The organism is Tepidisphaeraceae bacterium (assembly GCA_035998445.1).
Lineage (GTDB): Bacteria > Planctomycetota > Phycisphaerae > Tepidisphaerales > Tepidisphaeraceae > DASYHQ01.
In genome coordinates this window covers 37713-62712 of record DASYHQ010000020.1, presented here as the reverse complement: position 1 = coordinate 62712, position 25000 = coordinate 37713, and the positions used below count along the sequence as shown (strand labels likewise).

The following is a 25000-nucleotide window of genomic DNA, read 5'->3' as shown; positions in this document are numbered from 1 at the left end:
GCGCTGATCCTACGCCCCGCGTTCGTCGTCGCCGACGAGGCCGTCAGCGCGCTCGACGTTACCGTGCGGGCGCAGGTGCTGCGGCTGCTGAAAGCGTTCCAACGCGAGATGGGCCTGACGTACCTGTTCGTGTCGCACGATCTGTCGGTCGTGCGCGAGGCCTGCGACCGCGTGGTCGTCATGTACCGCGGGCGGATCGTCGAGGCGGGCGCGACCAAGGCGATCTTCGACGCGCCGCGGCACGCGTACACGCGCGTGTTGCTGTCGGCGATTCCCAGCGCCGACCCGGACCGAAAAATGCGGCCGCTGAGCACCGCGTCATTGACCGAGAGCGAACTTACACCGTTGCCCGACGCGTTGACTGCGGGGCTACTATCATGAGCGCACCCCGTTGGATTGGCGCTGCTGCCCCGGCCCTCGCAGGCCATTACGCCGCCGGCGAGATTGGACACTGGCTCGCTGTCAATGTCGGCACCACCGACGTGCAGCGGTTCGTTTGTCACTTCGACCTTCCGAAGGACGCCGCGATCGCTGAAGCGCGAGTCGTTCTTGCGGTGAACGAGCCCACGGCCGGGATCGTCGAGTGGAAGGCCAACACGCCGCACCTGCCGCGCGTCGGTGGCTTCTGGGGCTACCGTCGGGTTGTCGAGGCGATGCTGTGTGTCGCGCCCGCTCATGAAGCGATCGTGATGATGACCAACGACCGCTTCCCCGGCCTACCATGGTCGATCCATCACGACGGCGCCACCGCGTTGTACGAATACTTCTGGCAGCCCGGCACCACCCCGTATCGCGAGCGCTCGCGAAACCATCCCCCCCTTCGGCGCGGTGTGCGAAACCTTCTGGCGGCTGATCGCGGGCATCGATGCCGACGCAGACGCTCGGGGGCTCGATCGACTTACCATGCGGCCACACGGTGCTGGGCCACTCAAACGGGCGCGGGCATGGCACGAAGGTCCATGCGGGCGAATCGAGTCGTCCTGGTCGCTGGTGGGCAATCGGTTCCGCTGGGCGATTGTGCTCCCACCCGGCACATCAGCCCGGGTTACACTGCCGAGCGGTGTGAAGGCGACAGATCACCCCCCGCATGAGATCGGGCTCGGCCTGCACGAGTTGGAGGGGACATGCTGAACATCGTCTACCTGCACTCGCACGACACCGGCCGATGGGTCTCGCCGTACGGCTATCCGCATGCCACGCCGAACTTCGAGCGGCTTGCCACATCGGGTATACTATTCGAAAACGCGTACACCCCAAGCCCGACGTGCTCGCCCAGCCGCGCTTGTCTGCTAACGGGGCAGATGCCGCGTAAGAACGGGATGATCGGCTTAGCGCACCGCGGCTCGCGCCTCGCCGACCCGGATCGCCACCTGGCGGCCCTTCTGCGCGGACGGGGTTATCGCACGGCACTGTCGGGCATGCAGCATGAGTTCGCCGGCGATCAGCACCGTGCGATGCCGTACGATGAGGTGCTCGAGCGCGTCGGCGTCGACGACGTCGCCACGCAGGACCCGGCGATCGCCCGCGCCGCCGCGGCGTACATCGAGCGCAAGCACAACCGACCGTTCTTCCTGTCGTGCGGCTTCTTCACCACGCACCGCACGGCCGGCCACGAGAGCCAGGCGTTCAACGCCGCCGCCTCACCGCTCGGGGATCCGTCCGGCGTGCGCGTCCCACCGGAGTGGCCCGATACGCCGGCGGTACGCGCCGACATCGCCGATTACAACGTCGCGCTCGACCGGCTCGATGCCTGCGTCGGCATCGTGCTCGACGCGCTCGACGCCGCCGGGCGCGCGGGCGACACGCTGGTCATCTGCACCACCGACCACGGCGTGCCGTTTCCGGGCCACAAGTCGCGCCTCACGGACGCCGGGGCCGGCGTGCTGCTCATCCTGCGCGGCCCCGGCGGTCTGACGGGCGGGCGGCGCATTGCGCCGTTGGTGACGCACTTGGACGTCCTGCCGACGATCCTCGCCATGCTGGGCGAAGTGCCCGACGCGGTCCTGGATGGAAAGTCGCTGCTGCCGCTGTTGGCCGGTGAGACCGACAAGCTGCACGACGTGGTCTTCGGCGAAGTGAATTACCACGCGGCGTACGAGCCGATGCGCAGCGTGCGGACGGCGGCACACCTGTACGTCCGGCGGTTCGACCGGTCGCGGCGCCGCGTGCTGCCGAACTGCGATCCTGGCCCGACGCGCACCGCGATGACCGCCCGCGGCTGGGCCGACGACCCGGAGCCCACCGAGGCGCTGTACGACCTGGCCGTCGACCCGCGCCAAACGCGCAACCTGATCGATGACCCGGCTGCCGCCCCGATCGCCACCATCCTGCGCGACCGCCTCGCGCAGAACGTGCGCGCTACCGCCGACCCACTGCTCATCCTTGGCCACGTGCCCCACTGGCCGGGCATGAAGACGACGCCGGCGACGGCGACCTACCCGGGCGACCCAGTCGTGCCGGCCGAGTCCCTGTTTACGATCCGAAAGGCAACACCATGACGTTCAAAAAATGCGCCTGCTTACTTACGGCCGCCGCGGCGACGATCGCCGGGGCAATCTCCACCGCGCTCGGCCAGTCGCCGACCTCACAGCCGGCTCGTCCGAACATCGTGTTTATCCTCGCCGATGATCTCGGCTGGCGCGACGTCGGGTTCGCCGGTAGCGCGTCGTATCAGACGCCGAACCTCGACGCGCTGGCGGCCCGCGGCATGCAGTTCGAACGCGCCTACTCCGCAAGCCCACTGTGCAGCCCGACCCGCGCGAGCCTGCTCACCGGGCACTACCCCGGCCGGCTCCATCTCACGCGGCCCAACGGGCACTACCCCGAAGTGATCCTCGACGCCATCGTGCCCGAGCACGCGGCGCCGCAGTACAAGGCGACCAACCCGCAAAGCCGCACGCGACTGCCTTTGGACTACCAAACGCTCGGTGCCGAGTTCAAACGCCACGGCTACGCGACGGCGCTAATGGGCAAGTGGCATCTGGGCCGCGCGCCGCATCTGCCCGAGGCGTTCGGCTTCGATGTGGTCGTCGGTGGTCGCGAAAATCCCGGTCCACCACCACCAGGTTATTTCGGCCCGTGGCAACTCGATTCGTTACCGGTGGTGCCCGCTGGCACGCATGTTGATGACGTGCTAGCCGGCGAGGCCGCCAAGTTCATCGCCACCGACCGCGACGCGCCGTTCCTGCTCTGCTTCTGGCCGTACAACGTCCATTCCCCGTACCAAGCCGAGGCGGCGCTGATCGAGAAGTACAGCAAGGCCAATCTTCCCGCGCCGCAGAATAGCGCCGAGATGGCGGCGATGGTCGAGACGATGGACCGCGCGATCGGTAAGGTGCTCGACACGCTCAAGGCCGAGGGCATCGAACGCGAGACGATCGTCATCTTCACCAGCGATAACGGCGGCAACATGTTCGACGTGCGGCCGGGCGGCATCTACCCGACGAGCAACGCGCCCCTGCGTGGCGGCAAGGGGACGAACTACGAGGGCGGCGTGCGTGTGCCGCTGGTCGTGCAGTACGACGGTGTCGTCGCGCCCGGTACAACGAGTCGAGCGGTCGTCACGTCCCCCGACTTCTTCCCGACGCTGTTGGACCTCGCCGGGCTCCCCCAGCGGCCCGAGGTACACGTCGACGGTCACACGTTTGCCGCCGCGCTGCGCGGCGAGGCTTACGACCGCCCGGAGCCGATTGTCTCGCATTTCCCGCACCCCTACGTGCGGCAGATAAGTCTGCCGAGCACGTCGATCATGGACGGTGACTGGAAGCTTTACCGCATCTACAACGACGCCGCCGATCAGTCTGACAGGTTCGAACTGTACAACCTGGCGAACGACCCCAGCGAGACCGACAACCGCGCCGCCGCCGAACCGCAGCGCGTGGAGTCAATGCGCGCTACCCTTCACGCGCACCTGAACAAGACCGGTGCACTCATCCCCGCGAAGAACGCACGCTATGCCGGCAACACTGCCGGGTACTGGCATAGCAAAGGCGAGTCTCGCGTGTCGGTGAAGGAAGGCGTGCTGCACGTCGAGGCGACCGGGACGGACCCACAGCTGATCACCGAGTATGTCCCTAACGTCGCGAAGCAGGCGGTCGTTCTGCGGTTCGACCTTCGCGCTGACGGCGGCGACGGGAACGTCTACTGGGCCGAAGGCAAAGAACTGGCGTTCACCCGTGAGCAGCGCAAGGACTTTGTCATCGGTGAACCGAACGTCTGGCAAACCGAGGAGATCCAGATCCAGCCCGACGGCAATCTGCGTGGCCTGCGGATCGACCCCCTCAATAGCATCGGCAAGGTGGAACTACGCGACGTGCGACTCGTCTCCCCAGAAGGGAACGTCCTCGCGGCGTATCCGTTTCCGCAGTAGCCATTGTCCCGATACGTGTAAATGCCGGTTCGCTTGTCGATTGCCTTTATCCGGCCTGAAACAAGTTGAAGCGTAAAACGGTACCCCAGTTGCGTTCCCCAAAGACCACGGCCGCTACTTTTTCCACCACGGGCTCTGACAAGTGTTGGCCGATCGACACGCGGTTATACGCGCCCCCCCGTCTGGCAGTTCCCAGCCGTGCTAAGGGGGCACGGTATCCGCGATTGCATGGCCGGCTATCCTTTGCAGGGGGTGCGCGACGAGTCGGGTCACGTCGTGCAGTGGTTCGGGACGAGCACGGACGTGACCGAGCAGCACCGTGCGGCCGAGGATCGGGAGCACCTTTTGGCGCGCGAGCGGGACGCCCGAGCCGAGGCCGAGCGGGCGGGCCGGATGAAGGACGAGTTCCTCGCTACGCTCAGCCACGAACTTCGCACGCCGATGAACGCGATCCTCGGCTGGTCGCAAGTCCTCCGGTCGAGCAACGCTACGGACCCCGAGGACATCCGACAGCGCTTGGAGACCATCGAGCGCAACGCGCGGGCGCGGACGACCATAACCGAAGACCTGCTCGACATGAGCCGGATCATTTCGGGGAAGGTGCGGCTGGACGTGCAGCCGGTGGACCTCGCAGGCACAGTCCGAGCGGCCGCCGAGCGCGTCCAGCCTGCCGCCGATGCCAAGGGCGTGCGAGTGCGCGTCGTTCTCGACCCGATGGCTGGGCCGATCAGCGGCGACCCGAACCGCTGGCAACAGGTCTTCTGGAACCTGCTGACGAACGCGGTGAAGTTCACCCCGAAGGGCGGTCGCGTGCAGGTGACGCTGGCGCGCGTGAACTCGCACGTGGAAATTACCGTCGCCGACAACGGCGAGGGCATCAGGCCCGAGTTCCTGCCCCACGTGTTCGACCGCCTCCGTCAGGCCGATCCCTCGACCACGCGCCGTCACGGCGGACTGGGACTCGGGCTATCCATCGTGAAGCAATTGATCGAGCTTCACGGTGGCTGCGTCGAGGTATGCAGCGATGGGCCGGGTCACGGTTCGACCTTTGTGGTTGCGTTGCCGCCGATGGTCGTGCAGGGCAAGGCCGACCCTGAGGTGGAGAGCCGCCATCCCCGTTCGGCCCCTATGATGGTGGGACTGCCGGAGTCGTGCGACGACATCACGGGCATCCGCGTCTTGGTGGTCGATGACGAACCGGACGCGCGGACGTTGATCCAGCGCCTGCTGGAAGATCGCAACGCTGTGGTCATGACCGCTGGCAGCGTGGACGAGGCGTTGGGGCACCTGACGGAACGCGAGTTCGACGTGTGGGTCTCGGACATCGGCATGCCGGAACAGGACGGCTACGACCTCATTCGTCAGATACGCAGTCGCGGCGACGGCAAGGGTTGGAACATCCCGGCCATCGCGCTGACCGCGTACGCACGCAGCGAGGATCGCGTGCGGGCCGTGTCGGCCGGCTTCACGATGCACGTGACCAAGCCAATTGGTCCCGTGGAACTGGCGACAATGGTGGTCGGAGCAGCGGGGCGGACAGGCCGGTCCTGAATCTTTGGGGTGCATCCCTCACAGCGAGACCGGCGATCATTGCCTCTCGCTCCCGACGGGCAAAGCAGGCAGTCACACCCAATGCGGCTAATTGGCCTCAGCCGTGGCTGACCACCAGGACCGCTGTCATTGGCGTTGCGGGAGCGATAGGCACTGCGTAATACAATGGTCTCCTCGACCCCTGAAACGGGTGCAGCACCGATGCGGGGCGCGACCACCGTCTTCCCCCGAAGGGGGTCGGCGCCCGAGCACATCGAAGGTCAATGGCAATCAGGTGTCGGAGGATGCGGGCGCATGTACAAGTTGCGGGGCACCGTGAAGAGAGAGCGCCTTATGTGAGAACGTGTACTGTACAGAGTCGTTAGAAGGCTTAAGAGCCGCGCTTGGGCTTGGAGACATCTTCCCGAGATTTGATTCGCTTCAGTTGTTCTGCCTTCGCCTGTTCGATTAGCTCCAGCAACTCCTCGTCGACCTCGGCACCGAACACACGTTTGAGGTACTTGGCCTGCGTTTCAGGATCTGCTTCTAGCCACATCAACATGCATGCTGAAAAACAAAGGCCGAGTTTCCCAAAATAAGCGGTTGTCGCTTCTCGAAAGCGATCGGCCAGCAACGGATCAATAGAAAAACTGATGGTCTGCTTGCGTCTCGGCACAACAAGATTAGACGATCAATACAACCAGCGAGCAAGCTTTATCGCTATAGTTAATTTTTAAACTTGACATTGTCGTAAAGGATATTATTATGGGCGTATGGTTGCTCATTCGATTTCGACTTTTCCAGCCCGCTCCGATTCGACGCTAAGCGTCGGAATTAATGCTCAGTTTCCATTGGCGTGGCCTCACCATTCGTCTGGGAGATGCGTTGGCATCTCACTACTCGTCGGACCACCCGGCAGCCGCAAGACCGGCCTGGCCCTGCAAACCGCCTTGGACCTTGCGGCTCGCGATGAAAAGTCCCTAATCCTGCTGAGCGAAGAGCACGTTTCTCGCGTCCGCGCGCGTGCCGAGCGCATGATGACGGGCCGTACGAAGGTGGACGTGGCACGCTGCCTCAAAAACCTCGCACTGCTCGCGACGCCTAATGATCCGGCCCACCTGCCGACGTACGTCGCGCGGCACGTGGTCGCCACCGATGCCGCGCACGCTGGAGTCAAGTTTGTCGTGCTTGACAGCATCCAGGGCACGACCGGCGCGGGCGGGTCCGACGCGCGGGCCTGCCGGGCGGCCTTGGACGCCGCGCGGCTTCTTCAGTCCGCCGGCATCGCCACGCTCCTGGTCGGCCACGTGACGAAGCAGAACGCGATCCGCGGCCCGCGGACGCTCGAGCACGCGGTCGACGTCGTCCTGCACCTGAACCGCCGCGGCGGGCGGCGCACGCTCACCGTCAGCAAGAACCGCTTCGGCCCGGCCGTCCTCCAACCGGTCCCGCTGGCGATCGACCCGGCGACGACGCGCCTGATGCCGGCGCGGCCCGCCGGCGGGGCTGCGGGACGCCACGTGGCCACTGCCCGCGCGTGGCTGCCGCACGTCGGCGGCGTCGAGGTCCAAACTGCCGCGGCGCTCGCCCCGCCGTCGGGGCGTGCCGCCGGCCGCCTGCTCGCCTGCCGTGGGATTGCCCGCGCCGAGGTGCAGTACGCGCTGCACTGCCTCGGCAGCCTCCCGGGCATGGCGGCGGTCGCCGGCGAGCTGGATTTGTCGATCGCGTGCAGGCCCTTGAGCGATCGCGACGATCCGTTGCTTGGCGCTCGATCGTCTTCAGGCGGATACGCGAGCCTCTTGCACGTGCCGCTGTGCCTGTCGATCGCCGCGGCGACCCTGTGCCGCACGGTGCCGAGCGACCTGGTCGCGATCGGTGAGGTCGACCTCGCGGGGCGCGTGCGGTCGTTGCCAGGCGCGGCGATCACCGCGGCGACGGCGGCGATGCGGGCGGGTGAGCTGGCCGCCATGCGGCTGCTAGTGCCGGCGGACGATCGGCGGTTCCTGCCGTGGAACTGCGGCTGCGAGCTGAGCGGCGTCGAAACCGTCGCCGACGCGGTGGCGTGGGTGTGGCCCGACCTCGACGCGGCCGGGATAGCACTGCTGATCGGCACGTAGCACAAAATACGCCATCACACTACGACGACGACCACCAGCTAGCGAGGAAGCGATGATGCCGAAGGATGACGGGCACCTGATCAGCGAGCCGATCATCGACGCCGCGCGGGCCCGGCTGGCGCGGGACGGCCATCAGATCGGCATCCAGCAGGTGCGCCGCGCCGAGCCGGACCTGTACTACGCGGTCTGCCGGTACGCGGCCAACGCGCTGGGCAGCGTCGAGGACCTGCCGTCGGAGGTGCACGACGCGGCGCACCGGGCGGTGTGGGAGGCGGTGCTGCTGGCGCTGGACGCGTACCGGACGGCCCACTACGAGCTCTGGCGCGACACGGAGCTCGGCGCGCTCCTTGCCCGGCTGGACCCTGAGCAGGCAGGCCGCCTCACACCCTCACAGTCGAAACGGCCCCGCGGCGGCGACCGCCCGAACCGGGACTTCAACGACGGCAGCAGCGATGCGCCGCCGAACGCACCATGAGAGTCGGTTTTACGTCCATAGGCAAAGGGGTGTTCACTTGTTCGACGCCGTGCGCGCCGACCCGTTAGAAGGCGTACCGGCTCATGGCCAGACGAACGATCACCGCTCGGACCATCCGTCGTTGCGACTGGCAGGTTCGACGCCGACGCGGCGGCGCTCAGCGTGCCCTGCGTCAGCTGGAACGGGACGAGCATCTGCTGGCCTCCTACTTGATGGAGCGGGCCACGCAATTGTACGGATTGATCGACGCGGCCTGCCCGCGGCACGCGGACGTGCGGCGGATCCAGCGGGAGTTACTTGCACTGGCCTTGACCTGCGTCGAGGCGGTCAGGAGATCCAGATGATGAAGAAAAGTAGCCAACATCGCGGTGAAAGCCACGTCGTCGAAGCGGACGACGACGCCTCGGCCATTGGTCACCTCCAAGGGACGGGGGCCGTGGCCGACCGGTGGAAGGCACCACCAGCAGAGCGGCAGGGGGGTGGCCGAGACCGCAGTACTGCTGCGGAGGATGACGGCAGCGGCGGGGGTAGCGACGAGGACGAGCTCGGCGTGACAACGCAGTTCGCCGACGGATTCTGCGTCTGCGACGAGGCGACGGCCTCCTGGGTCGTCCGCCGCATCGTCGAGGCCCGCGCCCACGCGCAGCGCGTTGAGGCGTGGGCACACCGTGAGCTGCGTCGTGCCGAGCGGGACGAGCGGTGGCTGATGGGACAGTTCGGCCCGCAGCTAGAGGCCTGGCTGCGCGACGAGCTGCGGCGGCGGGGCGGCGGCGGGGCCCGGTCCGTGGCACTGCCGGCTGGCACGGTCGGCCTGCGGCGACGCCCGCCGACGCTCGACGTCGTCGACGAGCCAGCGGCGCGGGCGTGGTGCGAGCGACACCTGCGCGACGCGCTTCGCGTGACCGTCGAGGCCGAGGGAGTGGCGGCGGGGGAGCTCGCCCGTTGGCACCGCCGATTCCGTGACGATGCGCGATTGACGACGCGCCTGATGCGTCAGCCGTTCCAGCGGTACGTTGCCGAGACCGGGGACCTGCCCGACGGCGCGACGCTGACGGTCGCCGAGGACCGCCTGTACGTGAAATAAGACGCCGACCCCTAACGAGCAGGTCCCGGAGGACGAGACGATGTTCGCCCAGCCGCACCCACCTTTGCCGTCCGCCGTCCCCCCGGGTTCCGATGTGGCGAGCGGTACTCCCGCGACCCACCGGGCGTTCCGAAACGACGATGCGATACCGGTCCGCCGATCGGCAGAGGGGCGCGTTCGAGCACGTGCCACCTCGGCATCTGTCCCGGCCTACCGCGTGCACCGGGCGAAGAACCTCGGGTACGTGCGGCTGGCGGGGCGCATGGTCTATCTCGGGCGAGCCAACTCGCCCGTGAGCCACGAGCGATATCGCTGCACGCTCGGCGAGTGGCTCGCCACCGGCCAACTGCCCCAGTCATCACGGGCTTCTGCCGCAGGGGATGTGTTCACGGTGGCGTCGCTTGCGGCGGCGTACCTGCGGTGGGCCCGCACGTACTACGTCGACGCGGCGACGGGGCGGGCGAGCGCGGGGCTGGGACCGCTGGAGGCCGGTGCGAAGGCGCTGTGCGCGCTATACGGGCAGACGGCGGCGGCGGCGTTCGGCCCGCTTGCCCTACGCGCGGTGCGTGCTGCGCTGGTTGCCGACGACCTGTGCCGCAACGTCGTGAACCAGCGGGTCGCCTGCGTTAAGCGGGCTTTCCGCTGGGCGGTGTCGGAGCAGCTCGTCGCGCCGAGCGTGCTGACGGCCCTGGCGGCGGTCGAGCCGCTGCGGCGCGGCCGCTCGGGCGCGCGGGAGACGGCGCCGGTGAGGCCGGTCCCCGACGCACACGTCGAGGCGGTCCTGCCGTACCTGCCGCCGACGCTGCGGGCGATGGTCCGGCTGCAGCGGCTGACCGGGATGCGGTCGGGCGAGTTGTGCGCCCTGCGAACGGCCGACGTCGATCGCGGCGGCGGAGCTGCGGCGGCGGTGTGGCTTTACGCCCCTGCGACGCACAAGACGGCGTACCGCGGGCAACGCCGCGTCGTGTGTATCGGCCCGCGGGGCCGGGCTGTCCTCGGCCCGTTCCTGCGGCCCCACGACCCGCAGGCGTGGGTGTTCTCACCAGCACAAGCGATGGCCGAGCGGCGGCTGAGCGACAAGTCTGCGAGCGATGGCGAGTGCGGGCATCCGAAGACCTGCCCAACCCGTCGGGCCGGGTCGCCAGCGGGCAGCGGTCGCTATAACTCGCGGAGCTATCATCGGGCGCTGCGTTACGCGATGCGAGCAGCAACTGTGGCGGGCACGCTCGCCGTCGCGCAGTACTGGCACCCGCACCAACTGCGGCACCTACACGCGACGGCGATCCGCCGGGAAAAGGGGCTGGAGGCGGCGCGGGTCCTGCTGGGCCACCGGACGGTCGACCAGACGCTGGACTACGCCGAGGCGGACGTGGCTACGGCGCGGGCCATCGCGGCCGAACTTGGATGATGGGCGGCAACCGCCGGCGCCATAGGTCGGTGATGATCTACCTGGAAGGCACGTCCGCCGCGGAAGCCGCTCGCCGGCTCGGCCACTCCGACAGCAGGTCATCGCAGATCCGCGGCCACGCGATCGCGCAGTTCATGAACACCGAAGCCACCCGCGACCTCCTATCGGTCGCCTAAAGGGGAAGACATGCCAGTCACCGACGTAGCCGAACGATTCGACCGCCGCCGATCCTCGATCAAGGATGGCAAGGTCTCCCATACCCGCACGTGGCTCGTAACGTGCGACGCGATCACGGACGGCACCGCCGCCGCGCTGACCGCCTCGGCTGGCGGCGTCACCATCCCGCGATACGGCGACCGGCTCTTCCCCGCCAACGCGTTCAACCGGCGACTATTCGCCCTGATGGTCAAGGCGTTCGATGCAAATCACGCGAGCGACGCGCAAGAACTGGCTGACGTGATGCCCGACAATTTGTAAGCACCCTCGTGACTTCCCCCGGCCACTCTAGCTGTGCCGTCCCGCAGCAGCCGTACGCAATCTAGGTACGCTCAAGCTCGCCAACCGTAATGTCCGATAAATTGTGAAAGCTATCCTGTCTAGGGACGGACGGGTGCCACGACGATCCTCGACGGCTGCAAGGATGTACGCTTTCGAGGGCTGAATCTGCCGCTGTCCAGCGGCAGCTGCTTCCCGTCTACCCACGCCATCCCCTTGACATGCGTCGCGACCTACACAACCACAGTGCCAGCGCACTGGCGGCTGGATTCGGTCTCTGCGCTAAGGATGGCGACGGGAGAAGGCATGAGCTATCTGGAACGGGCTGTGAACGACGGGCTTCTACGCATCAGCGGCGAAGGTAAGAGCGAGAAAATCACCTACCTCACGGTCAATTGGACCGAGAAATTCTCCGATGCAGAGGAGCGCGTACGCGCCGAGTTTTGGGCTGAATTGGTCTATCGCTACGGATATGAACCGGCTCGGATCGGCGTCGAAGTCGTTGTAGCGGACCGTACCCCCTCAGACCGTGCCGACCTAGTTGTCTTCCGCGACGACGCACGCAAGCGACCCTTCGCCGTCATCGAATGCAAACGTGACGGCATCTCGGATGCCGAGTTCAATCAGGCCGTCGAACAGGCCTGTGGAAACGGAACGTGGGCCAAGTTCCGCGCCGACTTCGTCATGGTCGTCGCAGGTGCGACCCGCCGTGCGTTCGATTTCTCCGGCCGCTACGGTGTGCTCGAACGCGAAGAGAACATCATCGCTGACCTGCCCGTTCAGTACGGCCGGCCGGAGGAGTTCAAGTATCTCAAGGGCGGGCCAACCGACATCCAGATTGTCAATAAAGAGGAGTTGATCGCGGCGATCCGCAAATGTCATCAGACATTGTGGGGAGGAGGACGCTTGTCGCCGCCTTCCGCGTTCGGGGAGTTGTGTAAGATCATCTTCGTGAAAATCAGCGACGAGCAGGCGAAGCGGAAGAAGGGCGACGCCTACGAGTTTCAAATCAAAACGTACGAATCGAGCCGCCGATTGTCCGATCGCATCCGCGCTCTTTACGAGACGCAGAAGGAGCGCGATCCCGAGGTGTTTACCGAAAGCATCAAGATTGATGACGCGACGCTGCGAACGATCGTGTCGCACTTGGAAGGCATCAATCTCAGCAAGACTGACCTAGACACTAAAGGACTAGCCTTCGAGCAGTTCATGGACGGATTTTTCAAGGGCGATTTTGGCCAATATTTCACGCCGCGCGAGGTCATCGACTTTGCCGTGCAGATGCTGGAGCCGACAAACACCGACCTCGTGTTAGATCCCTCGTGCGGATCGGGCGGCTTCCTGCTTCATGCCCTCAATTCCGTCCGGCGCGAAGCGAGCGAGTATCACGAGGAGGGGAGCGAAGAGCACTATCGACACTGGCACGACTTCGCCCAGAAAAACCTCTTCGGAATTGAGATCAACGATGAAATCGCACGCGTGGCGAAAATGAACATGATCATTCACGACGACGGTCACACGAACGTCGTTGGGAGTGACGCGCTTGAGCGGATGGACCATCTCTACGCGCGGAACCATGGGTTCAAAGCCGATCGGTTCGACCTGATCCTAACCAATCCACCGTTCGGCGCGACGATCACGCAAACCGAACGACCATACCTTTCCGACTATGAGCTTGGGAATCAGCTGGACGCCAAGGGGAATAAGAAACCTCGGAAAGCGCAGAAGACCGAGATTCTCTTTCTCGAGCGCATCTGGCAATTCCTCAAGCCAGGGACCGGCCGCGCAGCCATCGTTCTGCCGGAAGGCATCCTCACCAACGCATCGCTTCAGTACGTCAGGGATTTCCTTTTCGAGCGGTTCCAGCTTCTCTCAGTTGTCAGCATTCCGCAGACCGCTTTCGCGCACTACGGTGCCGCGGTGAAGGCAAGCGTGATCTTCGTCCGCAAGCGGGCGTCTCATGAAAAGGTCAACGACGCTGAGCCGGTGTTCATGGCCCTCGCGGAGAACATCGGTTACGACGCCACAGGACGAAAAAGCTATCAAGTCATCGAGACGAAGACGCAAGGCAGCATCCGCACGGAAGTGCAGCGGTGTGATCTGTTCGACGTGCGCGTGAGGTTCGAGCGGCAGGGCGAGAACTGGGTTGAGAAGCCGCACGAGATCATCCCAAACACCGGCATACTGGGGCAGTACCGGAAGTTTGAAAAGGCACCCAAACCTTTTTTCGTCTAATCCCCGCCACCGCTGGCAAAGCAATGTGCTTCGCAGTGCGGCGGGGAGATATCAGCATCCGAGCGGACGTGAAGTTTGCCGCGGGGGCGGTCGAGTTCGATCGGCTGTACAGCGCACCGAAGTACGCGTTGAAGTCTCTCGACTCGATCATTAGGTACGCGCAATACGGCACGTCGCAGCTCGCCAGCGAAGAGCAGATCGGCGTTCCCGTTCTGCGCATGAACAACCTCCAGCGGGATGGCTGGGACCTTACCGATCTGAAGTACGTCGACCTCCCGACGCACGAGGTAGAGCGATACCGGCTGAATCCAGGCGATATCCTATTTAACCGAACGAACTCCGCAGAGTTGGTGGGCAAGTGCGAAGTGTTCGGCGAACCGGGAACGTGGGTCTACGCCTCGTATTTGATCCGCGTCGTCGTCGACGATGCGCAGACGACGCCTGAATTCGTGTCCGCATTCCTGAATACAAAGGCTGGCCGACTTCAGATCGACCGGGTGAGCCGGCCTATTGCCGGCATGTCGAACATCAACGCGGAAGAACTCCGCGCTCTGCAGATCCCACTCCCCCCAGATGTCGAGACGCAGCGAGAACTGGCGCAGGAGCTAGATGCAGCACGGGCGAGCCGCAACTCGAAGCTGAATGACGCGTCCGATCTTCTCCGTGGCCTAGATGGCTATTTGGTTGAACAGCTACAGGTGCCACCCGCGACCTCAAGCGACCGGCAAACCTACGCCGTAAGGTTGGGTGCCCTGCGCGACGCCGGACGAGCGAACGCCGCCTATTTCCATCCCGAGCGACTGCTGGCGATCAAAGCTATGCAGCAGGAGAGGGCGGGAATTCGCACAACTAGACTGGACGTGATTGCCGATTTCGCACGCGACCTAACCGATAGGTCTGCATCCGAATTTTACCTTGGATTGGCGAGCGTCCAAAGTGACACCGGCGAGCTTCTAGCGACAAACGAAGATGTGCAGGGACAGTGCTTCGAGTTCCGTGAGAACGACATCCTGTTTGCAAGGCTCCGACCGTACCTCAACAAGGTCCACAGAGCCGAGCGGGCCGGGATTTGCTCACCCGAGTTCCACGTCATCCGAATCAGGCCAGCAGTTGATCCCAGGGATGAAGTCCTGCCGGACTATCTCGCCGTCGCTTTACGATCGTCTTTGATTTTGAATCAGACGAAGCACATGACCACCGGTAACACCCACCCGCGACTCGCGAATGATGACGTCGTCGGGCTTGTGGTACCGATTCCATTGCCAGCCGTTCAACGTGACATAGTTGACGAGGTCGAGCGTCGACGCAGTCGAGCCCGCGACCTTCGCGAGCAAGCGGAAAGAGAATGGCAGCAGGCGAAGGAAAGGTTCGAGCACCGATTGCTCGGAAAGGAGGGGAACCGATGAGCCGCTTACGATACCTGATGGAGGAAATCTGTGCTGGCGTCGAGGTTTACTTCACCGGCCGCAGCGGTGGCCAATACGTAAAGACGGCGTTCATCCTTTGCGATGACTACACGGAACTGACGTCCAAACTGTTTCTGCTTACGGACAACAAGCATTGGTCAGACCAAAAGGCGAACGGCAAGTTCAAGAACTACCACGACGTTCTATCGGACGTAAAGGGTGTGTTTCAGGCCAAGCGAGCCGCGGACGTTCCGGTCGTGCAACGTCTTCACGACGACATGACGGAACGCAGAAAGCGAAGGAACGACTTCTTCCATTCGACGCACCTGTTAGACCTGAACGTCAGTCAAGCCAGATGCGTTGAAGCCTTTTGCGATCTCATGGATTACGGGCAGTTATTGTTCGGCAACGACTGGACGCAGACCGTTGCTGGGGCCCGCAACCTGGAAACTCTTGAAGTTCTCCTTCGGCTTGAACAGCGGAGCAATGCCGATCCATCGATCCCGCCGAAGGTGAGTAAGATTCTCGCCGACTGGCCAAGGAACATTAGTAACGCGCAAAGGACTGGCGTGCATATTGCCGTGCATCCAGAAGACCTTCATCTTCGACTATGCGTGACGTGCGGCGGTAAGACTCTACGCGACAAGCTAAAGGCCGTTTAGACAACATCGTCGTCGATGTAGGCGTCCGGAATCGACGGGTCGGCGTCCTGCCGCAAAACGATACCGTACTGCGTCGCGAAGAACGCCGCGAAGCAGTCATCGTTGGCCATGTTGTCGCCGGACGGGGCAACCGATTCATCAGCGGCCGTCATGTCCGCCATCAACCGCGTGTCGATCTGCGATAATTGGGAGCCGGCACCGAACCCCATGTCCGGCGCAATGCACTGCTGAAGGAACGTCGCCCCCATCGTCCTCGCCTGAGCCGGCGTGGCATCCAGGGCCGAGATCGTAGCGTTGATCTGCGTGGTGAACGGATTGAGAAACCGCGTGATCGTGTTGGCGTCGCTAGCCGCACCGCTGACGGATTGGTCGATCGTTGCCGACATCAACTTGCGGTAGGCGGTCGCGTCGCCCGGTGCCCGCTGGTGCAGGAAAATGACCTTGCCCATTACTTTGAACAGCCGCTGGATTTGTTCGCTGGTGAGTGCCATGGAACCATGATCGACTCAACAGGTTGTCACCTTCATGGGATCGGCATCCGCCCAAGCCCCAACATAATCAGCGTGAGTCCGACCAATGCGATGACGATAGCGTGCCCGAGGGTGCGGCCGAAACAATCCCACATTGTTTCGATCCGCCGGAACCACCCAGGTGGCATTTCGGCCATCGCGATCGCCACCTGCGCGTAGAAGCCCAGCACAACGAATCCGTAGAAGAAGACCCCATTCATCGTCCGCGATCGCTCTTGGAAAAGCGCACATAGAACCAGGGACGTGAGCAGCGACAGCGACGCCGGCACGAGGACGACGCAGTGGGTCGCGAACAGCCGCTTCGTGGCTTCCCGATCGAGAGCCTGGCCACTTCGTTTTGCTATGAGCAACGAACAACTCATTGGCCAAGCCGCTAGGACCACGGCCAGCACCATCATCCGCAGCGGCCACGGCTGGGCCGCAAGATTTCCGATTTGCGGGTAACGCTCGGCAACCGCGCGGAAGTAGTGATCGAGCAACAAGAAATACGGCACCAGCACCGACAAGATCCAGAACAGGTTGGGTGATATCCCGTTCCTGAATCGCAGGGCAGGCTCCTTAGCCCATTCCTCTTTGATGTCCCGGTGGACGCGCCACGGTACGAACGCAGACCTAAGACGACGCGCGACATCTCGCGGCCACATCCCGATCTCAAAAATGACCTGATCGAGCGTTTGTAAAACCTTCAGCTGTTCCATGGTTCCTCCCTTTCGCCCGCACGATAGTCAGCAGTCGCCCGCTTTTCCAGATCGTTCCGAAAGGCACAAAGTTCCCAAGAACGCTGGTGATTTTGCGCCAAGAATTGCGCCAAGAATAGATTTCGACATGCAAAAACCCCAGAAAATCCGGGGTTTTCAATGCAGGAGAAGGGGGCCGAACCCCTGTGCGACCGAACCTCCGACTCCCGGATCCTAGCCGCATACGCAGTGCGAAAGCAAAAGGTATCGGCGTTGCGAGGCCACGGCGCGTTTCAATAGGCATGCCGCTCAGATGCGGCGGCAACTCACCTCTGCCGCAACCCACGCCCGTATTGCATTTGCGCTCGGTGACGTCACTATTTAACCTAATCGTTCTATGAATTCCGGTCCCTCTTGGGGCGCACAAGGTGCCCCATCGGTCACGACGTGATCCCCCTCAAGTTCTAACCGCACCGGCTCAGCAGCTTGCTACGGCGTTGTCAGCTCCTGAGATGCGCGATCGCATGCCTCAGTCTTCGACAAATATCGACCAATGCCATCACCGTTAGCGGGCCGAACAGCAGAAGGCTGAGTACGGAGGCGAGGGTCCCGGTCGCCGTGACGAAGTCACACGTCGCGAACAGCGTCGCGATGCCCAGCCCGACCGCGACGCTTGCCCCGATCACGACGTGGCGCCTGCGGAACTGCTTCGAAGCTGCGTGACGCCACCGTCGCTGCCTCCAAGGACGGCGGCTGTCAGCGTCGGGCGTCGTCTCCGCGACGAAATAATCCGCGGACGCCTCCTGTCCGGACGGGTCGGCCATGCCACCGTCGGCGACGTCCGTCGGCGGGTTGTTCCAACGGTTGTCAGCCTGCTGCGCCGGACTGGGACGCACCGGCTTGGACCGTCGCGCGAACCGGACCGACCAGGGATCTTGCCCTTCCCGCGAACGCGGCGCATCAGCGGCTGCAGCCGCGTCATCTGCTGGACGAGCGGGGGTCGGCGGCACCGTGGAGGGCGGCCGCGGCGCCGGCTCAGCGTTCGGCGGAGCCTCGTGAGGTGGCCGGTTCCGCAGGCGGCTCTGCCGGGCCGCAGCCTCCTCGTCTAGGCGGCGGTCGATCACGGCTCTGCGTCCCGCGTTCCGTAGGGATTCCCAAGCTGCTTGTACGGCCTGGAACCGCCGCGCGTCAGCGTCGCGGCCGCCACCGGCGTCCGGGTGACAGGCGCGCACGAGTGCACGGTGGGCCGCGCGGATCTCGGCGACGGTCGCCGAGCGACCGACGCCCAAAGTGAGGTAGGGGTTCGGTAGGGTCACCGTGTCTCGGATCGGCATGGCCACGTGTGTCTAAACGTTGCGGACGGGTCGTCTGCCTGACCCCGCGCCCCAGGGGACCGGTCACGGGTGCGCGGTCGTGCGACCGAACGGTGCAGGATGCCTGTCGTGCAAATGAACTACTTCTCGTCGCCCAACTCGATCTCCAAGCGGCTGATCTGCTCCCCGGCTACGACATGGTTGTCGGCGATCTCGGTGTCGAGCCGCGCGACTTCCTGCACGGCGGCGAGCGACGCCTGCATCCCCTGCATCAGCGCTGGCGCGTCTTCCATCGTGACCCCGTCACGGGGGAGGGCCGCCTTCCGCTCCAGCGCCTCGGCGGTGAGGTTGTCGATCCGCTGTAGCCCGCGCTCAATCGCATCGAGCGCGTCGATCGCCTTGCCCACGCGCGCCCAGGTGGGGCGGGCGCGGTCGGCGGCGGCGAGGCTGGCCGCCGCCTGGTCGCGGCGGAGCCGGACCTCGCGCATCTGGCGGCGGAACTCGGCGGGGGCGACCTGCGAGGGGCCGTCGCTCAGGACGCGCATCCGTTGCAGCTCTTCCACGAGCGGCGCGATCCGCTGGCGATAGGCGTCCGCGGGGGCCACCGTGACCGCAATCGGGGCGGCGGTCGGCGTGGGGGCGCCCGAGTTGCTGGCTGAACCGCGGTCACTCTGTTGATCACACCCCAACGTAGCGGCCAGCAGGCCGCTGCACGTCAGTACAACTGACGTGATCAGCGGTCGCCACGGCCGCCGTTCACAGCGCGCATACCCCGCCAACGACGTCCGCGGGGAACGCCGACCAAGCGAGGTCCGTCCCAAGAAACGAAATTCGAACAGCATAGCGTCGCCCTCCGATGGGACCGTCATTGACACGGAAACAGTGTCGGCCCGCGATGGTGCCATTGACACGCATCCGATGTCAAGCGGAAACAGGTGGAATCCGGTCGGGGGGCGGCGTGTATGGTACACGGGAAGCGGTCGCCGGTACGGGCGTCCGACGGGAGGCAGGGGCGCGCCGCTAAGGCCAAGCGCGCGAGTCGGTTGCCGCGCGGGTCGAGGCGCGGGGACCGCTGGGACGACCCGCGCGTGACCCCCTTAGGCGTATGACCGTGGTCGTCCTCCCGGTTCGTCAACCTCGCCACACCGACAGCCGACCCCCCCATGCGGTGAGCATCCAAGGCAAGGTCAATGCTTCGGTTCCCAGATAGGGCAGGATGCACGCCGCACTTACATCGTCACTTTTGACGAACTTGCGCCGGCCAACTTCCTGGATTGGAATTATGGCCTCGTAGCGATGGTTTCCAGGCTATGCCTGGAACGACACGATGGGTGCCGAAGTTCACCGAGTTGCGGCTGTAGGGCCGGGCGACTAACACGCCGACTATGAATCCCGTTTGGGGTCAAGTGTAGAACTTGCGCAGACCCTCTTCCCGCTCCGCCCCGTGGCGGCGGTCTTTTCGTTTACCAGACGCGTTTCGCTTCCGTGGTCGGCTCTCGGGTCGCTTCGCCGGTGGCGGCCGGTGCGCTTCAGACGACTATTCGATGGTCATCGGGGACGCCTTCGTTGGTCCCGAGCCTCATTCACCCAGGCAAAGGCCCGCACGCCGCATTCGCTGCATCGGAGGTCGCGGCCTCCATATGGTTAGTCGCGGTCGTCGGGCCCGTACGCACGGCGCGCACGCCTTGGGGCAAAGCAACTGTCGCCGGTCACGGGTCCGGTCGTCGTCATTCGCGCGCGAGCATCGTCATCTCGCGTGTCGGCATCGTCATCGTCGGCTCGCGGAACGGCGTGTTCGTCTTGAGCATGCCCCAGCAGATGATCAGGACCTTTCGCGCCACGGCTGACCTTGTCGACCCACGCGCGGGCCCAGTCGTGGCAGCGGTAGACCGTCCACGCCGCCTCGACCAGCAGGCTGCGCAATAGCCCGGGGCCGCGGCCGGTGATGTGGCCGTTGCGGCTCATCTGGCCGCTCTCGATCTGCTTGGGGACCAGCCCCGCGTAGCTCGCGACCTCGGCGACGCTCTTGAAGCGGCGCGCGTCGTCGAGGTACAGCACGACGGCTTCACTCAACCGCGGGCCGACGCCCTTAAACGTGCGGAGCAGCTGCGTGCGGGCGTCGAGGTTGGCCAGCTCGTCGAGCTTGTCGTCGAGGAGCTTGAGCTGCGCGTCGGTGGCGGCGATCAGGTCCAGCTCGACCGCAAGGCGGCCGCGCCACAGGTCCATCACGTCGGCGCACGCGGCGATCGGGCGGGCGTGCTCGCGCAGTTGCGCGACGCCGGCGAGCGTCCACTGCTTGCCACCCCTGGCGAGCGACAAGCCCTGCTGGTTGAAGATCGCGCGCACCGCGTTGCGGCTCTGCGTGCGACGGCTGACGACTGAGCGGCGGTGGAGCATGAGGCGGCGTCGCTGGCGGGCGTCGGGCGCGGGCATGTGCACCGAACCCAGCTGGTCCAGCAGCGCCAGGCGGGCGAGCTTGAGGGCGTCGTCGCGGTCGGTCTTGCGCTTGACGCGTCGCCAGCGCCAGCGTTCGTCGTTGGCGTTGACGACGGTGGTCGCGGTGCCCAGCGCGGCGCACACGTCGTGGACCCAGCCGGCGGTGTCGCAGGTCTCGAAGCAGACGAGCGTGTCGGACGGGTCGGGCGCGGTGACGTGGCGGGCGAGCAGGTCGTGCATGTCGGCCGGCGACATGGCGATCGTCTCGACTGATGCGCCCGCGTGGCGGTGTCCATCACACAGGCGACGGTCTTGAACTTGCCCAGGTCCAGAGCGATGATCTTCGGGAAACCCATGAAGTCCTCCTGTGGTAAGGGACGCCGCTGATCTTCACACGTCAGCGGTGGGATTGCATGGGTTCTCAGCACTGGTCCGCGGCCGCGGGGAGGTTACCGTAGTTCTAGTGGTCGTCGGCTCGGCCAGTGAACGCCTTCGGGTCGCGGAGTGGTTTGTTGCTGGAGACGCTTATGACGAGGCTCACAAAGCGTCGCTCGCCGCTATCATCATGTTGAAAGCCGCCAAGCTCAGCCGCGGCCTATTCATTGCCAAGGCAGCAGACCATTATTTTCAATTGGGAAACATCAATGAGCGACGAGCTGAAACCGAACTGGCGATTCGCGCTTATCGTAAAGCCAAGCGCTATGCGAACGAGGCAAAAAACCGAAGGGTGATTAAGGGCATCGAAGCGAAACTCGCAATTCTCGGTATGCGAGATGGGCCGGTCCCGACTGCTCTCAAAAGCTATCGGCAGGCCAAGTCGAATCACGGCAAATACTCCGAAGAATGCGCCACGAAGGCAAACAATCTCGCCCTGGCATATCTGGCGGGCAAGGCGTTTGAAGCGGCAAAAGTGGAGTTTAGGGAAGCAATCGAGATTCTCGAGGCGCTTAACATTCTGGATCAGATAAAGCTCGCCATGGCCTACATCAACCTTGGCAGTCTTTACGAGGAGCTAAATCAATTTGAGCATGCCGACGCCTTCTTCCACAAAGCGTTTGATAGGCTCAATCCCGAGCAGACACCGCTCGCCTTTAACGTTATGTTGAATGCGATCAGGAGAAACGCCGTCCGCGGACATACCAGCCGAGCCCGAGAATGGTTTGGGTGAGCTGAAGATTACTTTCCGCGGATACCGGACAGCGCAGGCTCCTCAAAACGCCGCCGCGATCTTGAAGATCTACGAGTGAGTATGGGATAAACATCTTACGCGTATTCACGAGTCGGCTTATCTCCAGTGTGTTGAGTGATTGCGGCGCATGGCGGCGATTGTGCGACATCACGGGGAAACATCGAGCGAAGCTTTAAAGAAAAGTTCGACCGGTGTCTTGTCCTCTCCGCTGTATAAGACAAGAAGCACTTCGGTGAGCTAGGCGAAGGGCTGTTCCTTTCGTGGCAAAGACCTAGTCAATCAAGGCGAAAATGCGAAGACATGATGTCGAGGATATCGCGCATGTCAGCTTAGTCGACGGTAACCCACTTCTCGCACAACCTTAGTGAGAGTTCGAAAACCGCGACCGCGTACGCCGCCGACGTGCCGCTTCGGCCGCCGACCGTCGGGCGAGCTGGCCAATTCCGGAATGTGCAGCGTTCTCTACGCTGGCGCTGAAGTTCGGACTGCGCGCGAAAGACGATCCGCACGTGGGTCGAGGCGGCCCGCATAATGAACCGGAGTCGGCTTTTCGCCACTTACGGTGTCACCAGCGCCGCGCGTCATATCGACGCATCGCCCGGATACATGGCGATCACTTCGTTCAAATGCCGCCACGGCTGCCTCGCACTCTTCGAGTGCCATGAGGCACTGGCATAGCACAGGGACGGCGGCGAACCCGATGCCGTATTTGTGGTCAACCGCGTTCTGCAGCGCCCGCATAAGTATCACTAGGTAACACTGACAACGGTCGTCCCGTCCGGATGATGCCTGTTGCCTTACGGTAAATGTACGGGCCTCTGACGAACTTCGTCATGTCAGAGGCGTGTCGTCACGTGACGCCCCCGATTGGTCAGCACGTGTGTCCGGTGCCGCACGCCGCACCACCTGCCGTGGTCGCAACTGAGTGGTTGCGTCTTAGAGAGTCGTATAGTCCATGTCGTGCGGCGACGTGAGGCTTGTTTGGAGATTCGCATGAGCACGTCAGATCAGTTTTTTGAAGGCGAACACGTAGTCGTGTCAGGTGTTGGAACTTCGTTCAACGCTGCGGCGCAGGAAGATGTGATCACGGTCGAGCGGGAACTTGCGGCCGTATACTGGTCCGCCGATCAGTCATCGCTTCATCTTCCGGTCGCAATAGGAAAGGCGGTCGACGGCCGGTACCTTGCCAGGATCAGTACCGAACCCAGGGTGTTGAACGCGGAGTCACTTGCCGCGTTATTGGAAGGGCTGACGGCACGGGGATTGCTCGGGCATAGCGGCGACGTTGCCAAGCAGCTAACTATGCAGGTGGCGATTGCCGCAGGTGTCACGCCGACAAGAACATTGCCGCAGGGGGGCCCGCTCGAGATTTGCGCCACGGCCAAGACCGAGTCGATCCGTTCGGCGGTCGCGGAACTCGTAACGCTACGCTACGAGCCGCAAACTGACGTGCCGCTGAGCATCAGCGAAGCGGACCGTCTCGCGCGGAGGCGCGCGGACCGCCCGTTGCTGGCGGGATTAACCGCACCCGGCTACACGTTGGCCCTTTTCGGGGAGGTGCCGCAAGATTTAGAACGTGAACTGCGATGGGGCACGGCGAACATGGTGTGGGTCGCGCTTCATCGGACATCCACCGAACTTTACAAGAGCGGGCTAGTGGTGGACGGCGTTGCCGTTGCGCACGCGCCGATGCGAGGCGCCGCGCGTTGCGGCTGGGCAATGGTCGTTCGCGATACGAGGTCCGGTGAAGGCGAGCGGCGGCACTGGCGTGACGAGCGTCATCTTGCCCGGGTTGCGGGAGAGGCATTCCTCAGGTGCGGTGAACGTTCCGGCAGCAAGGCAACACCTACCGGTCCTTCCGAAGATTGGTGGGCCACGGCGGACGACGAGTTCGCTAACTTGCGGCCGGCGTACGTGCACGAGGGAATGATTTTGTCCGCGATCAACGAAAAGGGTGCACGCGAGCCGGTGCTTCTGGGCGTCGTCCGGATGCCGATGGCTCATCGGAAGGCGATCGCTTACAAACGGGGCTACCTCGGAGAGACTGCGGATGGTCGAATCGTCCCACATGTCCAAAGCGACGTTCCGAGCCAACCAGATCCCAAGACCGGCGGCTTCCAAACAGAAGTGCGCGACACGATCGATGAAGCTACCGAGAAGTTAAAAATGCTCGCCGCAGACTGGGGGGACGGCATGATGCTCCATCTGATTCACGAAGCGCCGAAGCTTGCACGCGCCATCGAGACCGACACCTACGTCGGACCTGAAGTGATCGCGTAGGAATCGCACGGCTGCACGTTGAATGCCGCCGACACATGTTGAGCGGCAAATCACGATCGATCGGGCGGAAGCGGGCCGGCAGTTCATCGGGAGGACACGGTGAACCTGCCCGTTCCCAATATATTTCCGTCGTCGCCAGCGTTGGGGGCAATATTCCAATCGCAACCGCACAAGCCAACTCGGGCGGGTGCGTAGGGGGCGCCAGCCACGCACTCCCCCGACGTGCCCGCCTGACCGGCCGCGTCCCGGTGCAGCAGGGCCGAGTCGTGGTTGCTGTCCGCCAGCACCACCGCCCCGGCCGCCACGGGCGGCGCGTGCGGCAGCAGTGCGACCCGCGCGGTCGCCTTCCCGTCGCCGTTGAAACCGAATGCAGCACCCATCCGAATGGCGTGAGGAGTCGTTTCTTCCGTATCAGATGATAGTAAGGTGCGGGGTTCATATGCATACCTGGCCGCCGGACCGCTGCATGGAGCACCTGGTCATCCCAGGCAGCTGATTGCGCCGAATCGATACGCTACTTGACGGGCGTGCGGCACCCAGCGATTCACCCAAACGAATCGAGCCCAAGTTCGACAGTAGCGGTTGACTGATAGAGAACGAGCCGCCGTTTTGTTGAACGCGTCATCGGTCGTGGCGGGGAGGACGGACGCGCCGATGCCTCGTCGACGCCACGCTGGCGCGGTAACGGGTCCTCGGGGAGACAACTGTGTGGCTTTTCAGCTCGTTCGGAGCGGCGCCTTTAAGCTCGCCGTCGACGACACAGCCGAATGTCGGCTCTCGTACCATGGGAGGTT

At 64.1% G+C, this 25000-nt stretch carries 23 protein-coding genes; 16 read left to right on the top strand and 7 right to left on the bottom strand.

Annotation, left to right across the window (positions count from 1 at the left end; all coding sequences use genetic code 11):
• The 5 genes from VGN72_09725 to VGN72_09705 all read left to right on the top strand — a co-directional run.
• Positions 1–381: ABC transporter ATP-binding protein (locus VGN72_09725; GenBank protein ID HEV7299631.1), on the top strand; the 381-nt coding region annotated here is incomplete at its 5' end.
• The gene (locus VGN72_09720) at positions 378–1091 is read left to right on the top strand and encodes a hypothetical protein (GenBank protein HEV7299630.1); all 714 of its coding nucleotides are present in this window, start codon (positions 378–380) and stop codon (positions 1089–1091) included. The genes VGN72_09725 and VGN72_09720, both read left to right, overlap by 4 nt.
• A gap of 33 nt (positions 1092–1124) precedes the next feature.
• The gene (locus VGN72_09715; protein HEV7299629.1) at positions 1125–2498 is read left to right on the top strand and encodes a sulfatase; all 1374 of its coding nucleotides are present in this window, start codon (positions 1125–1127) and stop codon (positions 2496–2498) included.
• Positions 2495–4369, top strand: coding sequence for a sulfatase (locus VGN72_09710; GenBank protein HEV7299628.1), 1875 nt, complete (start codon positions 2495–2497; stop codon positions 4367–4369). Before VGN72_09715 ends, VGN72_09710 begins: the two co-directional genes overlap by 4 nt.
• 228 nt (positions 4370–4597) lie before the next feature.
• A complete protein-coding gene (locus VGN72_09705) occupies positions 4598–5920 on the top strand; it encodes an ATP-binding protein (protein ID HEV7299627.1) in 1323 nt (440 codons plus the stop codon).
• A 370-nt stretch (positions 5921–6290) separates the two neighbouring features.
• Here the strand turns inward: VGN72_09705 and VGN72_09700 are convergent, their stop codons facing one another.
• Complete coding sequence (locus VGN72_09700; protein HEV7299626.1) at positions 6291–6575, bottom strand: hypothetical protein; 285 nt, start codon at positions 6573–6575, stop codon at positions 6291–6293.
• Positions 6576–6672: 97 nt separating this feature from the next.
• Here VGN72_09700 and VGN72_09695 point away from each other — a divergent pair, with 97 nt between their 5' ends.
• From VGN72_09695 to VGN72_09655, 9 genes are all read left to right on the top strand, one after another.
• On the top strand, positions 6673–8016 hold the full coding sequence (locus VGN72_09695; protein HEV7299625.1) for an AAA family ATPase: 1344 nt from the start codon (positions 6673–6675) through the stop codon (positions 8014–8016).
• A 52-nt stretch (positions 8017–8068) separates the two neighbouring features.
• Positions 8069–8491 (top strand): hypothetical protein, encoded by a 423-nt coding sequence (locus tag VGN72_09690; protein ID HEV7299624.1) that lies wholly within the window; start codon positions 8069–8071, stop codon positions 8489–8491.
• 340 nt (positions 8492–8831) lie between these two features.
• Complete coding sequence (locus VGN72_09685; protein HEV7299623.1) at positions 8832–9575, top strand: hypothetical protein; 744 nt, start codon at positions 8832–8834, stop codon at positions 9573–9575.
• Positions 9576–9615: 40 nt separating this feature from the next.
• Positions 9616–10983 (top strand): site-specific integrase, encoded by a 1368-nt coding sequence (locus tag VGN72_09680; GenBank protein HEV7299622.1) that lies wholly within the window; start codon positions 9616–9618, stop codon positions 10981–10983.
• A 32-nt stretch (positions 10984–11015) separates the two neighbouring features.
• Complete coding sequence (locus VGN72_09675; protein ID HEV7299621.1) at positions 11016–11159, top strand: hypothetical protein; 144 nt, start codon at positions 11016–11018, stop codon at positions 11157–11159.
• Positions 11160–11169: 10 nt separating this feature from the next.
• On the top strand, positions 11170–11460 hold the full coding sequence (locus tag VGN72_09670) for a hypothetical protein (protein HEV7299620.1): 291 nt from the start codon (positions 11170–11172) through the stop codon (positions 11458–11460).
• Between the two features lie 324 nt (positions 11461–11784).
• Positions 11785–13713, top strand: a complete 1929-nt coding sequence (locus tag VGN72_09665) for a restriction endonuclease subunit M (GenBank protein ID HEV7299619.1) — start codon at positions 11785–11787, stop codon at positions 13711–13713.
• Positions 13714–13781: 68 nt separating this feature from the next.
• Positions 13782–15119, top strand: a complete 1338-nt coding sequence (locus VGN72_09660) for a restriction endonuclease subunit S (protein ID HEV7299618.1) — start codon at positions 13782–13784, stop codon at positions 15117–15119.
• Positions 15116–15781 carry a hypothetical protein gene (locus VGN72_09655; GenBank protein HEV7299617.1) on the top strand — a complete coding sequence of 222 codons (666 nt, stop codon included), beginning with the start codon at positions 15116–15118 and terminating at the stop codon, positions 15779–15781. The genes VGN72_09660 and VGN72_09655 overlap by 4 nt, the downstream gene beginning before the upstream one ends.
• On the opposite strand, the gene VGN72_09650 is transcribed toward VGN72_09655, so the two are convergent.
• From VGN72_09650 to VGN72_09630, 5 genes are all read right to left on the bottom strand, one after another.
• Positions 15778–16272 (bottom strand): hypothetical protein, encoded by a 495-nt coding sequence (locus VGN72_09650; GenBank protein ID HEV7299616.1) that lies wholly within the window; start codon positions 16270–16272, stop codon positions 15778–15780. The genes VGN72_09655 and VGN72_09650 overlap by 4 nt on opposite strands.
• Before the next feature lie 32 nt (positions 16273–16304).
• Positions 16305–17009, bottom strand: coding sequence for a hypothetical protein (locus VGN72_09645; protein HEV7299615.1), 705 nt, complete (start codon positions 17007–17009; stop codon positions 16305–16307).
• Positions 17010–17488: 479 nt separating this feature from the next.
• Complete coding sequence (locus tag VGN72_09640; protein HEV7299614.1) at positions 17489–17812, bottom strand: hypothetical protein; 324 nt, start codon at positions 17810–17812, stop codon at positions 17489–17491.
• A 629-nt stretch (positions 17813–18441) separates the two neighbouring features.
• Entirely contained in the window at positions 18442–19170 is a 729-nt protein-coding gene (locus VGN72_09635; GenBank protein ID HEV7299613.1) for a hypothetical protein, read from the bottom strand.
• Positions 19171–19945: 775 nt separating this feature from the next.
• The gene (locus VGN72_09630) at positions 19946–20992 is read right to left on the bottom strand and encodes an IS110 family transposase (GenBank protein ID HEV7299612.1); all 1047 of its coding nucleotides are present in this window, start codon (positions 20990–20992) and stop codon (positions 19946–19948) included.
• A gap of 310 nt (positions 20993–21302) precedes the next feature.
• On the opposite strand from VGN72_09630, the gene VGN72_09625 reads away from it, so the two are divergent.
• Positions 21303–21905, top strand: a complete 603-nt coding sequence (locus VGN72_09625) for a hypothetical protein (protein ID HEV7299611.1) — start codon at positions 21303–21305, stop codon at positions 21903–21905.
• A gap of 1014 nt (positions 21906–22919) precedes the next feature.
• A complete protein-coding gene (locus VGN72_09620) occupies positions 22920–24206 on the top strand; it encodes a hypothetical protein (protein HEV7299610.1) in 1287 nt (428 codons plus the stop codon).
• A gap of 83 nt (positions 24207–24289) precedes the next feature.
• Here VGN72_09620 and VGN72_09615 read toward each other — a convergent pair whose 3' ends face one another.
• Positions 24290–24586 (bottom strand): hypothetical protein, encoded by a 297-nt coding sequence (locus VGN72_09615; protein HEV7299609.1) that lies wholly within the window; start codon positions 24584–24586, stop codon positions 24290–24292.
• Positions 24587–25000: the final 414 nt, after the last annotated feature.